This window comes from Salinicoccus sp. Bachu38 (assembly GCF_038561955.2).
GTDB classification, from domain to species: Bacteria; Bacillota; Bacilli; order Staphylococcales; family Salinicoccaceae; genus Salinicoccus; species Salinicoccus bachuensis.
This window is the reverse complement of the sequence record NZ_CP138333.2, coordinates 1,576,383-1,588,889: the sequence shown is the minus strand read 5'-3', so window position 1 is coordinate 1,588,889 and position 12,507 is coordinate 1,576,383. Positions and strand designations below refer to the sequence as shown.

Sequence of the window (12,507 nt, the reverse complement as noted above, 5' to 3'; positions counted from 1 at the left end):
TACTGGCGGGAGGCTACATGCCTTCTTTTTCGAAACGGTCTATATCATCATTCCGGCCGATGATGATTAATGTGTCCCCTTCATGGATGACTTCATCTATTGGGGGAGAGATATTGAATTCCGCGCCCCTCTGGATGCCGACGATCGTACAGCCATATCTGACCCGCAGATTCAGTTTTTCAAGGGTGATGCCATCAATCTTGGGAGTCGCCTCGATTTCAACAATACTGTACTGATCCGACAGTTCTATGAAGTCGATCATCTTGTCGGAAACGATGTGCTTTGCAATCCGCTTAGCCACATCGTGGGAAGGCTGTATTACCCGGTCCACCCCGATTTTCTCCAGAACTTTGGTATGATGGGCATTCTGGGATTTCGTCCAAACTTTAGGGACCCCCATATCCTTTAGAAGGAGAGAGGTCAATATACTCGCCTGAAGGTCGTCGCCGAAGGAAACAAAAGCATGATTGACATTTCTGACCCCCATATCATTCAAAGTCGTTTCATCAATCTGGGAAATGCGCACCGCATAAGTTGCCAGGTCGGAATATGCCTTGACCTTGTCCTCGTCCCTATCCACAGCGATGACCTCTATGCCACTCTCGTGGAATGCTTTAACAAGTGTGCCGCCAAATCGTCCCAGGCCGAACACCGCAAAAGATTTTTCCATGCCTTCTCCTCCAGTTCTCATATTGGTTTCCCTATTCGACAGTCATCTTACTCCCACCACGTGCTTTTGTAAAGGAAAATTTCATGATGTGATTTTGAGATGGAAAATATGGTTGAAGCGGGGGAGTATTAATCAAAAGATATAAAATCTTCAAAGTTAGGTATCAAATTGTTATCGATTACGCCAGTTGCTGATCAATTGCATGTACTGAGAGTCCCCATATCCAAGTGATGGAAAACGGTGTATCAGAACTTTGACGAGTTCCTTGTTAGTCAAATGATCGTTTCTGCTGATATAAGACGTGACGATATTGTCTTCCTGCAACATTTCCAAATAAAGGCGACTAGATTGATGCAGGGCAGGGGACAGAGTATCTTCCGGGAATTCATTCCTGATCAGCAGTTTTTCGTACACCCTGTAATAGTTGCCCAATTCAATTTTAAATTGATCGACTTTAAACTCGTCATCCCTGAAACTGTTCAGGTACACTTCACCTCTATAGCCAATCTGTTCGAGATATGCCAAAAGTGTCAACAAGTTCATCTGACAGAACATATCCTCCCCGAACCAAAGGACGATTACTCTATATTTTTTCTGTCTGATTTTATTGATGTTTTCGATGACTTTCTTCATATAGTCCTCAACCGGAACATTGTGTCCCTCTGCTCTCAAACGGATGAACTGGTCATCAAAAAGGGGAGAACTGGCGATATTCACACACATTGCTTCATTGAAAGGGATATAATCCGATTTTTCCATCATTTCTTTTCTGCTGAATTCATCGTACATATGCTGACCGTTGAGTATGTTCATAATTTCTGTATCATCACAATCACCCGGTATCCTCGGCAAAGCACCCATATTGATATTTTCCGGATAAACCAAATCACTCATCTCCTTACTCCTGTCCAACACAATCTTATATATTGATTGTATAGGTAGATTTTCAGATTTGAATCGCCCAGGCGTCATGCCGTATAGATTTTTAAAGGCCCTGCTGTAGGACTCTTGGGATGAATAGTTATACTTGATCGCAATATCAATTATTTTATTCTGCTGTTCCAAATCTTTGGTGGAGAGATATAATCTTCTGCTCTTTACATAGCTTTTGATTGTAACACCTGTAATCTGATGGAATTTGAACGAACAGTAGTAAGGGGAATAGCCAATATATTCCGCAAGATCATCCAAGTTGAATTCTCCTGCCAGATTCTCTTCTATCCAGTTTATCATTGATTGGATCAATGTATTCATGATGACACCTCCCTCTATACATTTTATCAGGACCCGTTCATAAGTATTTGATAATAGTTGTGAATTAATTATGATTACCCTGAGAAAGTAATGCCATCAGTCCTAATTATCTGGGAAAAGATCAAAAATGGCACAGCTTTTATAGCTGTGCCATGATATATGTCTGATCAGTAATGTAGGTTTCTAAAATTCTTTTAAAGATTTTTCATATAATAATAGAGCCAGTTTTCCGGTCGCCCTACAATCGTTGAGTGCATCGTGGGAATGTCCACTATCAAGATCAAACACCTTTTTAAGAGTAGGCAATTTGTGGTTGGGAACATTCCTGATATATCTTCGTGCGAAGGAAAGGGTATCAATCACCCCGAACCTTCCATGCTCGATATTTGCCTCAGCTAGATTTTGCAATAGAAACTTCATATCGAAAGCGGCGTTATGTGCAACTATTGTTTTATCTTTTAAGGAGCAATACAATTCTTCGATTACTTCCTCGATTCCGGGGGAGTTTCTTACGGTACTATCGGATATTCCTGTTATGCTTGTGATTTTTCGTGGTATCCCAAAATCAGGCTTTATATACTGGGACTTTTCATTTACGACTCTGCCATTCTCATATTCAACCAGTCCATATTGGATGATCTCATTTTCCAAAGGTCGGAATCCAGTAGTTTCAAAATCCAGTACTACAAAAGTATCTGTCAACTTTCCCACTTTCAAATAATCATACTTCCTGGGAGCGGCAGTATATTTTTTATTGAGCCATAGGTTTCTTTCCTCTTGAATAAAAATATGAATTACCTCCATTTTACATCGTGAAGTATGCTGATCATATTCCATTGAATCAGTCATATGAGCGTAAATGCCGAGCTGTACCTCGGTGGTATTTCCTCAGGCACCTGGCTATGCTCTCGGTTGAGCGGTTATCCATAATCAGCAAGTCACCATTGAATTATGCATGATTAGCTTCGTTTTATTTTCAATGGCTCGAATTCTATGAGATAGCCGTCATATTTTACATAGGATCCAAACTGCTGCTTATAATCCTCGATTGCTTCTTCAAAGTAGCTTCTGTCAATCTCCAGGTGCAGACACATCGCATACAGATCACCCCAGTGCCCTTTCTCATAGCAGTCGATCAGACTCTCCAGAGGCAGAACAAGTTTTATGCCGACGCGACGGGCACGGATTTCCTGCCTCATATTATTGATGTCTTTATAGTTTGTGATATGACCATTTGATGTATAGTAGTGGCCGATCTCTTCAGCGAGCACCGCTACATTTTTGTAGTAGTCATTGTTTGCGTTAAGCCGTATATTATCATCGTAGTAGAGACCATCCAGACTTTTGGGCATGAGATGGTCATGCGTAATATTCACTTCCGGAACACGCGAAATCAATCTTTCAAGCTGTTGCACCTTATCACCTTACTTGCCTTTATGCTGGGATTTGATAAACTCGATATACTTCACAATATCATCCATCTCTTCTTCGGTAACATCATCGTCAATATGGGCGGCGATGGTATCAATGGGAGCTGCTTCAGTTTCTTTTTCTTCAGTCCATCCCATCAGGAATGCTGGGGTGGTTCTCAACTTCTCAGCAATCTTTTTCAGTGTGACTGCAGGCATTTTTTCTATATCGCCTCTTTCATATCTGAAGATCGTTGCCCTCGAAACCCCCACAAAGTTCGCAAGCGCATCAGCAGAAACGTCCAGCTCTTTCCGTCGATGTCTAATTCTTTCCCCTACATCCATGGTTTTATCCTCCCCGGAATACCCTTAATTTATACTTGTATTATATATACGTTGTTGCAAATACGCAACTAATATTGTCGCATTTATGATATTAATTTATTGACATCACTTTTTGTTGTGTTACTATATTAATCACCTGGTCGCATAAACGCGATTTAAGGAGGCATGAAAAATGGTGGATACTTTAAAGCTTAAAGAACTTCTGACCAAGAAAAACATGACGCAGGAAAAAGTGGCTGCAGCCATAGGAATGGATCGTTCTACATTTTACAGAAAGATGAAGGGTGGTGGAGAATCATTCACCATTGGTGATATTCAAAAGATGGTAGAGGTGATTCCTCTGACGAAGGGGGAGGCAAAAGATATTTTTTTAACATCATAGTCGCATAAACGCGATTTTATGAAATTGTTAGAGGCAATGGAAGAGAGCCACAGGTAAAAAGAACGCAATGGAAAAAAACGGTACGATAATAAATATTCCAAAATAAATAAGGCACGAATCGGAGGCATTCAATATGGAGAATCATCCAAGCTACTTTGGATTCATTACTGCCGAGGTACGGTATGACCCCGACCTTACCGGTGATGAAAAGATATTATATGCAGAAATCACTGCACTATCGAATAAGCATGGCTACTGCTACGCATCCAATGACTACTTTGCCAATCTCTTCAGCGTAACGGATGTCACCGTATCCCGGCGGTTGAAGAAACTGAAATCGAGAGGGTATATCAGCATCGTCTATAAGAGAAATGGCACTGTCGTAACGAATAGGAAGATATACCCGTCAACACAGACGGCAACGGCTGTTGACCATTCTGATAATGGACCGTTGTCAGGCGGGGCACCGGCCGTTGACGGAACTGTTAAAGAGAATAGCATAACTGATAATAATATAACCAGGAATAATATAACCAATAAAGAACATGCGCACTTTGAAGACTTCTACACGCTCTACAGCAAGAAGAAGGCGAGGCCCAAAGCTTCCAAAGCATTCGACAGGGCCATAAGAAATCATGAGTGGGACATCATCAGGGCCGGCACCATCGCATATCTCAAGAGCATCAAGGCTGAGGATAAACGGTTCCAGGCATATCCAGCCACCTTCCTGAATGAAGAGCGGTTCCTGGATGATCACGAATATGTCAAAGGCAATCTGTATGAAGCGGACAGCAAACCAGCTTCAGAAGATGGCAATGCCTTCCTGAAAGGATTGTAGGTGGTTCCATGAATTATGAAGAAGCCAAAGAAGTGCTGGGTCGCATCAAATCCTATTACCCATCCTTTCTCAATGATGCAGATATCGCAACGAAGCAGGCATGGGTGCGGCAGATCATGAAAGGCGATCATTACATGACGATGGCCAAACTTGATGATTATGCGACCAAAGAGATATTTCCACCAAAACTGGCACATATCGTGCATATCAGGGAAATACACAGTGATGACCGGATGCAGGCAGATATTGAACAGGTCGAGCGTGAAAAGGCAGACCCGAAACTTGCGAGGGAACGTGAAGAGAAACTGGAAAAGCTCCAGGCGATGCTCAAGGGAGGTGCCGGCCATGAATGACCTCTCCCGATTTACCGAAGTGGAATACTTCGAAAAGACCGTACTCGCCAAAGCACTCAATTTCCCGAATCTCAGAAGACGGCTGAGACTGGAACCAGGATACTTCGAAAATGAAAAGCATGCTGCATTGGCCGCCCGGTTGCTCAACGATCCTGAATTTGATAAACAGCAGCTCATCAGTGAATCAGTGAAGGCTCCGGAAGTATATGGTGGCTATGAATTCGTGAAACAGATTGCCTATATGGAAGTACCAACCGACAAGGGCTTCATGTTCGATCAGGAGCAGGTGCTGGAGCACTACAAACACCGGGAACTTGATAAAGCCATTGAAAGGTACATGAATGCACCGACCCCTGCAAGCCGCATGGATATCCGCAACCGGATCGACAAGTTGGAGAAGGTTGACCTGGTGCAGGCAGATGGGAAACGCGACACACTGAAGACCATATTCAACAGTCTGTATAACGAAGATTCAACAACCATCATCAAGACGGGCCTGGTGTCACTGGACAGGCTCATATCCGGGGTCTCACCCAAGCAATTGATTCTGGTAGGTGCAAGGCCTTCAATGGGCAAGACAGCCCTGGCGCTTCAGATGGCCCAGAATATGCAGAGTGAACAGAATGAAATCATATTCTTTTCTGCAGAAACAACAGAGGTCAGTGTAACGCAGCGCATCCTGGCAACACTGACAGGAGTTAATCTCACTAAATTCAAAGAACCGAGCAGGATGATGACCAATGAAGAGATTGACAAAGTCATTGACGGAATCAAATGCTATCACGCCTCGAGCATCAAAATAATGGATGATTCGACTGTAACACCAAACAAAGTGAGGACCGCCGCCAATAACATACCGGAAGGGAGACAGGGGATCATCTTCATCGATTACATCCAGCTTATGCAATCAGATGACGGGCTGCGTGACCGGCGGGCAGAACTTGAAGAGATATCGAGGGCACTGAAGGTCATAGCGAAAGACATGAATGTGACCATCATCGCATTGTCCCAGCTCTCCCGCGCGAGCGATGTCAGGCAGGATAAGCGGCCGGTACTGAGCGACCTCAGGGAGACCGGACAGCTGGAACAGGATGCAGACATGGTGTTCTTCTGCCACAGGGAGGACTACTACATCCGGAACGGGGGAGACCCTTCAGGCTCGACTGAAGGCAGCCGTATGGAAATCATCGTTGCGAAAAACAAGGACGGACCGACGGGCACGGCACTCACGACATTCCGCCGGCACGACCAAATGATTTCCGGGGGTTCAGGCTGATGGGAATCATCGATCAGCTGGAAGTCATTGAAACGACTATAGATGAAGCGTCTCAAATGGCCGGGGGAGAAGCTGCAGCCAGACTGTTTACAGTGTACAGGCATGTTCTGCTGTATCTCCTGGAGAACAACAGGCTGGATATCGCTGGCGATTCTGAACAGTTGTGGGATTATATCAGAAATTATACGCCCGGTGCACTCTACAGGGTGGCCAGATACCACCGTAAAAGACATGGCCAACCGGCATTGGATTGCCAGCAATCGATATTCCATATCAAAGAGGACACCATGAATGATTATCAGGCCAGGGAGGCGTTTGAAAGTGAATCAGCAAGAGCCGCAAATGGATTCTGACCCGCAGGACCATAAGAACATTCTGGAGAAAGTGAAAGCACTGTTGAACAAATAAATGGAGGGTTACAGATGTCACTGATAAAAATTGAGAACCTGGACACCGTCGCTACACGCAATGCTGTCCATAAATTCATTAATGAGTACCACCAGCTGCTTCACCTTTCCCCGTTGAGGGAAGAGCCGTCCGTCACACAATCCTTCAGCTTCATTCCACCGACGACCAACCGCAGCCTGAACAATGTCGAACAGGCTGCCAGCAGGAACATCAAACGGCAGGAGCTGATGGAAAGGCGTGAAGAGACCATGGCCAAGATGCATGAAGCAGTGGAGTGCCTGAAGCCGAATGAGCGGTATATCATCGTATACAAATATCTTCAGGAGGAGAAGATGATGGATGTGGAGCTTTATACGGAACTCGGAATCAGCCGCACGAAGTACTATGAACTGAAGAACGATGCCATAGTGAGGCTCGCCTTCTTCCTGGGCTTGGAGGTGTACGGGAAAGGTGAAGGGGAGACGTGAACTTCGTAGAAACCGTAATGCATGTGTACTTTTGCCGGACTTCATCTGTACCATTCATGTACGGCAGATGGACACATTCAGCCTGGTGAGGCATTACAATTGTATTGTAGGAATCTATAGATAGGTTGCTACAATATGAAATCCTTTTACCGGTGAAATGGACGAAACAGCATCATAGGAACTGAGGTCGGCCGGATGGTCGGCCTTTTCTATTGAAGGAGGTGGAAGTATATACCAACTATAGAAGAAGGGAGTGGTGCAATGCCGAATGAAGACAAGGATATTGCGATAAGAATTTTTGACAGGCTCGGTCAGATTGACGGCAAATTAAGCGGATTGGAACAGATCAGGCAACGTGCTGATGATGCCTATGATAAATCGAATGCGGCTTTCGGCATGGCAGAAGCTACAGAAGAAAATCTGCAGGAATTGAAAACAACATTGAAATGGGTTGCCGGCTTTGCATCAGGAATCCTCGTGCCTTTCATCATATTCGTGTTGGGATTCATATTCATTTGATGAAAGGAGGTGGGAGATGGCACAGGATAAGGTTAAACAGCTGGTGGCTATGATTGGTGGGTTTCTGGGTGCCTTGTTCCTTGCACTTCAAGGGATGGGAATCCATTTTGACTGGTTCAACCAGGAAGTGATCGACCTATGGATCCAGGTGTTGATGACAGGCATACCACTCGCTTTTGCATTTTATGGCATCTGGAAGAATACGTTTCTTGTAACTGAAAAGGCACGCGATCAAGAAGAAGAATTGAAGAAGCAGGGTTTAAAGTAGGACGTCTCAAAAATTGAGGGGTCTTTTTATTATGAAAAAGGAGAGGATTATTTATGACATTGAAAATTGGAGTTTCCAGAGGACACGGAAAGTACACGGCAGGCAAGCGTTCACCCGCAGGAGAAAGAGAATGGTATTTTAATGACCCAGTGGCAGATGCGTTTATGAAGATGATGGAACATTATGATGATGTGGAAATCATCGAAGTATCAGACCCGATAGGCGAAGTGGATACGCCACTGACGACACGCACCAACTTTGCGAACCAAAATAAGGTCGATGTATATATCGCTTTCCACCACAATGCCTACCGGGGTGTATGGTTCAATGGTGGCGGATCAGAGGTGCATGTCAGACCATATGCACCGCAGTCATACGAGCTTGCTTCCACTGTCGCACCATTGGTTTCAAAAGCGATGGGCATCACGAATAGGGGTGTGAAAGTTACAAACCTTCATGAAACACGGGAACCCCATCAGCTTGCGATACTCGTCGAAGGAGGATTCATGGATTCAAATCAGGATATTGTGGCAATGAGGGATAAAAACAAACTCAAAGCACAGGGTGAAGCCGTAGCACGCGGTGTGGCGGAGTACTTTGGACTCAATATGATTTCCGCACCTGCGCCAAAAGCTACCCCTTATACAATCGGAGAGTGGAAGACCAACCAATATGGTACGCAATGGATCGAGGCACGCGGCACGTTCACTGTAGGCGGCACGCGCATCATGTCACGCTTCGGCAGTCCATTCCTATCAGCGCCGGAGGGCGGGTATGCCAATCCGGGATGGTCCACGGAATATGTGGAACTCATGCGACAGGATGGCCATGTCTGGATCGGCTACTACGTCAACGGCAGGTATAAGACGCTCCCGGTAAAAACGTGGGACAAAGCAACCGGCATCGTCGGGACAGATTGGGGTACGTTCAGCTAGGATCAATAGCAGTAGCGAATGAAAAGAATATAATATATTGCCTCCCCCCAGTGGGGAGGATACATAATCATTGAAAAAGGAAGCAGTGGGAAAGATCAGCGAAGCTGCTGATTCAAATACTGGCCAATTATATATAATCGTAAAATACATCCGTCCTTGTCAGAAATATGACGGGATTTGACGGGTTATACATGATAATAAAAAAGGCTCCAAATCCTCATATGAGGATTTGGAGCCTTTTGGGTACTGTTTCAACCTATTATCTGGAGTAGTACTCGACGATAAGCTGTTCGTTGATTTCAGCAGCGAGCTCGGAACGCTCTGGCTGACGTACGAAAGTACCTTCCATTTTTTCTTCGTCGAATGTAAGGTATTCAGGCACGAAGTTGTTGTACTCGATCGCTTCTTTGACGATATCGAGGTTGCGGGATTTTTCACGCAGGCCGATAGTCTGACCAGCTTTAAGCGTGAAGGATGGGATATCCACACGTTTGCCATCTACAGTCACGTGACCGTGGTTGACGAGCTGACGCGCCTGACGGCGTGTTCTTGCAAGTCCGAGCTGGTATACAACTGCATCCAGACGGGAAGCGAGAAGGATCATGAAGTTTTCACCATGAACACCTTTCATTTTTGCAGAACGGTCGAAGATTGTACGGAACTGGCGTTCAGTAATTCCATACATGAAACGGAGCTTCTGCTTCTCCTGAAGCTGCATTCCGTATTCGGAAAGCTTTCTTCTTTGTGTTGGGCCGTGGTCACCAGGGGCGTACGGACGGCGTTCGAGTTCTTTGCCTGTGCCACTCAGTGAGATTCCGAGACGGCGGGACTTTTTCCAAGTTGAACCTGTAAAACGAGCCATTTTGACTCCTCCTTATTGTTTTGTCTATGCAAAAGACATCATAAGGGTGATAACCACTTACATGGGCATGCGATTTTAAGTGCCTTCGCCTTATAGCATCAGTTACGCAGCACACCACCAAGGGAACCGCATGCTGACATGTAATGGTCATCCGCTACTTAATCCGTTCATTTACACAATTAATGATTATACACAAATGGTTGATGCTTGTCAATGGACGTTCTTCTAGATATACTGTTTCAATACTTCCACGAAGTCGCTGAGCCCCTTGCGGTCTTCTTCCGTGAAACGGTCGAAAGTGGGGGAGTCGATATCGAGTACGCCGATTGGTGTACCGTCCTTGTAGATCGGTACGACGATTTCCGAACGGCTGTTTGCATCACATGCGATGTGTCCGGGGAATTGTGTGACATCATCGACGATGAAGATGTCATTTCCCTTGAAGGCAAGGCCGCAGACGCCTTTTCCATTCTGGATCCTCACGCAGGCGGGCAGTCCCTGGAACGGGCCGAGCACGAGCTCGTCTGCCGCTTCGTCATACAGGTAGAAGCCGACCCAGTTGATGTCTTCGAGGAATACGTTGAGCAGGCTTGACGCATTGGACAGATTGGCGATGCGGTCCGTCTCGTCTTCAATCAGGCCTTTGAGCATCTGGTTCAGTTGTGTGTAGTCTTTGATTTGAGTTTCTGTAAACATTTAATCACCCTGTCTATATAAATATTAATGAATTATACATTTATATGTTTTTTCTTTCAATTTTTTAAGCTATAATCTAATTATATACTTAGGAGGTAGCTGTATGTGGGTCTATGTTTTAATCGTTGTCATACTTGCCATCGTAATCGCGATCGGCACGCTGTTATATATGCGTAACATCAGAAAAGATGACATAAAGACGCAATATGTAAAACTCGAGGGAATGCGGAATCTGCCGTTTCAGGACGAGCTTGTCAAAGTCAAGAACTACAATCTCCATGGCGAAGCACGGTCCCTGTACAAGACTTGGCAGTCGGACTGGCAGAACGTACTTAAACATTCTCTGGTAGAGGCCCAAAATGACCTGGATCAGGCTACTGAAGATGTTGAGAAATTTCGTTTCAATGACAGTCGTGCAAAGACTGAAAGTGCAAATGCAAAGCTTGAAAGCGTCGAGGGGAAGTACAAGGAACTGTCCGGTGAAATCCATGAGCTGATCGACGCGAACAAAGAGGGCGAGAGGAAGTACAATGAAGCGGAGCGGCTCTACCGCGAAGCGAAGCGTGATGTGCTTGCGAACGGACATCAGTTTGGGGATGCACAGCCTCATCTTGAAAAGCTGATAGAGACATATGAACCCGAACTGAAAGCGTACGAAAAACAGGTGAACGAGGGCAACTATGTCACTGCGAACAAGGAGATAGATGAAGTGCATGAAGAGCTCTCCATCCTCAAGGAGAACATGGATGAAATACCGCTCCTGATCAAAGAGGTCCAGAAGGATCTGCCCCAGCAGTTCCAGGAAGTGCGTTTCGGATGCCGTGACCTGAAAGCGGAAGGATATGACCTTGAACACATCAAAGTGGAAGGCAAACTGGCCACACTCAAAGGGAAACTGAACCTTGTGGAGCCGCTGATCACACGCCTTGAACTCGATGAAGCCAGGGACATCCTGGATGATATCAATACCCAGCTGGATGACATGCTTGAACTCGTGGAGCACGAGGTCATGGCGAAGACGAAGGTCGATCACGAAAAGGATATCATTACGGACAACCTGTTTCATGCAAAGGATATGAACTATACGCTGCGCACGGAGATCGATTATGTCAAAGAGCAGTTCCACATCAATGAAACGGATATCCATCAGGTTCAGAAGTACGAGCATGAAATCGAAAGCATGATCGAAGTCTATGACGAGATCATTTCCGAAACTTCCAAGACGATGGCACGGTACAGCGAAGTACTCGACAATCTGGAGTACATCAAGGGTAATATCGGCTCCATCAACGAAGAGCAGCAGCAGATCCAGCAGTACCTGATCAACCTGCGCGAAGATGAGGCGGAGGCACGGGAGAATGCACTGCTGGTCCAGGACCGGAAAGAGGAAATCTACAGGGAACTTCTCGGTTCGAACCTTACAAGCGTTCCCGAAAAGTTCCTGGTCATGAAAAACGAGCTGGACATAGATGTCAAAGAAATCAACAAGTATTTTAAGCGGCGTCCTTTGAATGTCCAGTACATCAAGGATAAGGTGAACCGCACTGTAATCCTGATGAATAAATATGAGCAGGAAGCATATGAAATACTCCAGGAAGCCCGCTTGACGGAAGTCATGATCCAATACGGCAACCGCTACAGAAGGGACGACCCGGACTTCAGCCATAAGCTGAATGAAGCGGAACGCCTCTTCAGGGAGAATCGCTACAAGCGTGCACTGGAGATTGTCAGGATGGCACTCGACAAAGTGGAGCCGGGTGCAGCAGAACGTATTGAGAAAGAATTTGATAAGCGATAGAATAGGAGACTTGGGATGACAGATCCC

The 12,507-nt window shown here is 45.4% G+C and carries 17 protein-coding genes; 10 read left to right on the top strand and 7 right to left on the bottom strand.

Features of this window, described 5'->3' with window-relative positions; translation table 11 throughout:
- Positions 1 to 13: 13 nt before the first annotated feature.
- The 5 genes from RQP18_RS07980 to RQP18_RS07960 form a co-directional block, all read right to left on the bottom strand.
- Positions 14 to 670 (bottom strand): potassium channel family protein, encoded by a 657-nt coding sequence (locus RQP18_RS07980; RefSeq protein ID WP_342387205.1) that lies wholly within the window; start codon positions 668 to 670, stop codon positions 14 to 16.
- 171 nt (positions 671 to 841) lie between these two features.
- Positions 842 to 1,924 carry a helix-turn-helix transcriptional regulator gene (locus tag RQP18_RS07975; RefSeq protein ID WP_342387204.1) on the bottom strand — a complete coding sequence of 361 codons (1,083 nt, stop codon included), beginning with the start codon at positions 1,922 to 1,924 and terminating at the stop codon, positions 842 to 844.
- 183 nt (positions 1,925 to 2,107) lie between these two features.
- The gene (locus RQP18_RS07970) at positions 2,108 to 2,761 is read right to left on the bottom strand and encodes a 3'-5' exonuclease (RefSeq protein WP_342387203.1); all 654 of its coding nucleotides are present in this window, start codon (positions 2,759 to 2,761) and stop codon (positions 2,108 to 2,110) included.
- Positions 2,762 to 2,883: 122 nt separating this feature from the next.
- Positions 2,884 to 3,339 carry an ImmA/IrrE family metallo-endopeptidase gene (locus RQP18_RS07965; protein WP_342387202.1) on the bottom strand — a complete coding sequence of 152 codons (456 nt, stop codon included), beginning with the start codon at positions 3,337 to 3,339 and terminating at the stop codon, positions 2,884 to 2,886.
- A 9-nt stretch (positions 3,340 to 3,348) separates the two neighbouring features.
- Positions 3,349 to 3,678, bottom strand: coding sequence for a helix-turn-helix domain-containing protein (locus RQP18_RS07960; protein ID WP_342387201.1), 330 nt, complete (start codon positions 3,676 to 3,678; stop codon positions 3,349 to 3,351).
- Positions 3,679 to 3,850: 172 nt separating this feature from the next.
- Between RQP18_RS07960 and RQP18_RS07955 the strand changes: the two genes are divergently transcribed.
- From RQP18_RS07955 to RQP18_RS07915, 9 genes are all read left to right on the top strand, one after another.
- The gene (locus tag RQP18_RS07955) at positions 3,851 to 4,060 is read left to right on the top strand and encodes a helix-turn-helix domain-containing protein (RefSeq protein WP_342387200.1); all 210 of its coding nucleotides are present in this window, start codon (positions 3,851 to 3,853) and stop codon (positions 4,058 to 4,060) included.
- Positions 4,061 to 4,193: 133 nt separating this feature from the next.
- Positions 4,194 to 4,898, top strand: coding sequence for a helix-turn-helix domain-containing protein (locus tag RQP18_RS07950; protein ID WP_342387199.1), 705 nt, complete (start codon positions 4,194 to 4,196; stop codon positions 4,896 to 4,898).
- A gap of 8 nt (positions 4,899 to 4,906) precedes the next feature.
- A complete protein-coding gene (locus RQP18_RS07945) occupies positions 4,907 to 5,251 on the top strand; it encodes a hypothetical protein (protein ID WP_342387198.1) in 345 nt (114 codons plus the stop codon).
- On the top strand, positions 5,244 to 6,527 hold the full coding sequence (locus RQP18_RS07940; RefSeq protein ID WP_342387197.1) for a DnaB-like helicase C-terminal domain-containing protein: 1,284 nt from the start codon (positions 5,244 to 5,246) through the stop codon (positions 6,525 to 6,527). The genes RQP18_RS07945 and RQP18_RS07940 overlap by 8 nt, the downstream gene beginning before the upstream one ends.
- Positions 6,527 to 6,880 carry a hypothetical protein gene (locus tag RQP18_RS07935; protein WP_342387196.1) on the top strand — a complete coding sequence of 118 codons (354 nt, stop codon included), beginning with the start codon at positions 6,527 to 6,529 and terminating at the stop codon, positions 6,878 to 6,880. The genes RQP18_RS07940 and RQP18_RS07935 overlap by 1 nt, the downstream gene beginning before the upstream one ends.
- Positions 6,881 to 6,949: 69 nt before the next feature.
- Positions 6,950 to 7,402: an ArpU family phage packaging/lysis transcriptional regulator gene (locus RQP18_RS07930; protein ID WP_342387195.1), complete on the top strand. Its 453-nt coding sequence runs from the start codon at positions 6,950 to 6,952 to the stop codon at positions 7,400 to 7,402.
- Positions 7,403 to 7,663: 261 nt separating this feature from the next.
- Positions 7,664 to 7,921, top strand: a complete 258-nt coding sequence (locus RQP18_RS07925) for a hemolysin XhlA family protein (protein ID WP_342387194.1) — start codon at positions 7,664 to 7,666, stop codon at positions 7,919 to 7,921.
- A gap of 16 nt (positions 7,922 to 7,937) precedes the next feature.
- Positions 7,938 to 8,189 carry a phage holin gene (locus RQP18_RS07920; protein ID WP_342387193.1) on the top strand — a complete coding sequence of 84 codons (252 nt, stop codon included), beginning with the start codon at positions 7,938 to 7,940 and terminating at the stop codon, positions 8,187 to 8,189.
- 53 nt (positions 8,190 to 8,242) lie between these two features.
- Positions 8,243 to 9,124 (top strand): N-acetylmuramoyl-L-alanine amidase, encoded by an 882-nt coding sequence (locus RQP18_RS07915; protein WP_342387192.1) that lies wholly within the window; start codon positions 8,243 to 8,245, stop codon positions 9,122 to 9,124.
- Between the two features lie 259 nt (positions 9,125 to 9,383).
- Here the strand turns inward: RQP18_RS07915 and rpsD are convergent, their stop codons facing one another.
- The gene (gene rpsD / locus RQP18_RS07910; protein WP_342387191.1) at positions 9,384 to 9,986 is read right to left on the bottom strand and encodes a 30S ribosomal protein S4; all 603 of its coding nucleotides are present in this window, start codon (positions 9,984 to 9,986) and stop codon (positions 9,384 to 9,386) included.
- A 225-nt stretch (positions 9,987 to 10,211) separates the two neighbouring features.
- A complete protein-coding gene (locus RQP18_RS07905; protein ID WP_342387190.1) occupies positions 10,212 to 10,682 on the bottom strand; it encodes a GAF domain-containing protein in 471 nt (156 codons plus the stop codon).
- A 103-nt stretch (positions 10,683 to 10,785) separates the two neighbouring features.
- Here RQP18_RS07905 and RQP18_RS07900 point away from each other — a divergent pair, with 103 nt between their 5' ends.
- Complete coding sequence (locus RQP18_RS07900) at positions 10,786 to 12,480, top strand: septation ring formation regulator EzrA (protein WP_342387189.1); 1,695 nt, start codon at positions 10,786 to 10,788, stop codon at positions 12,478 to 12,480.
- Positions 12,481 to 12,507: the final 27 nt, after the last annotated feature.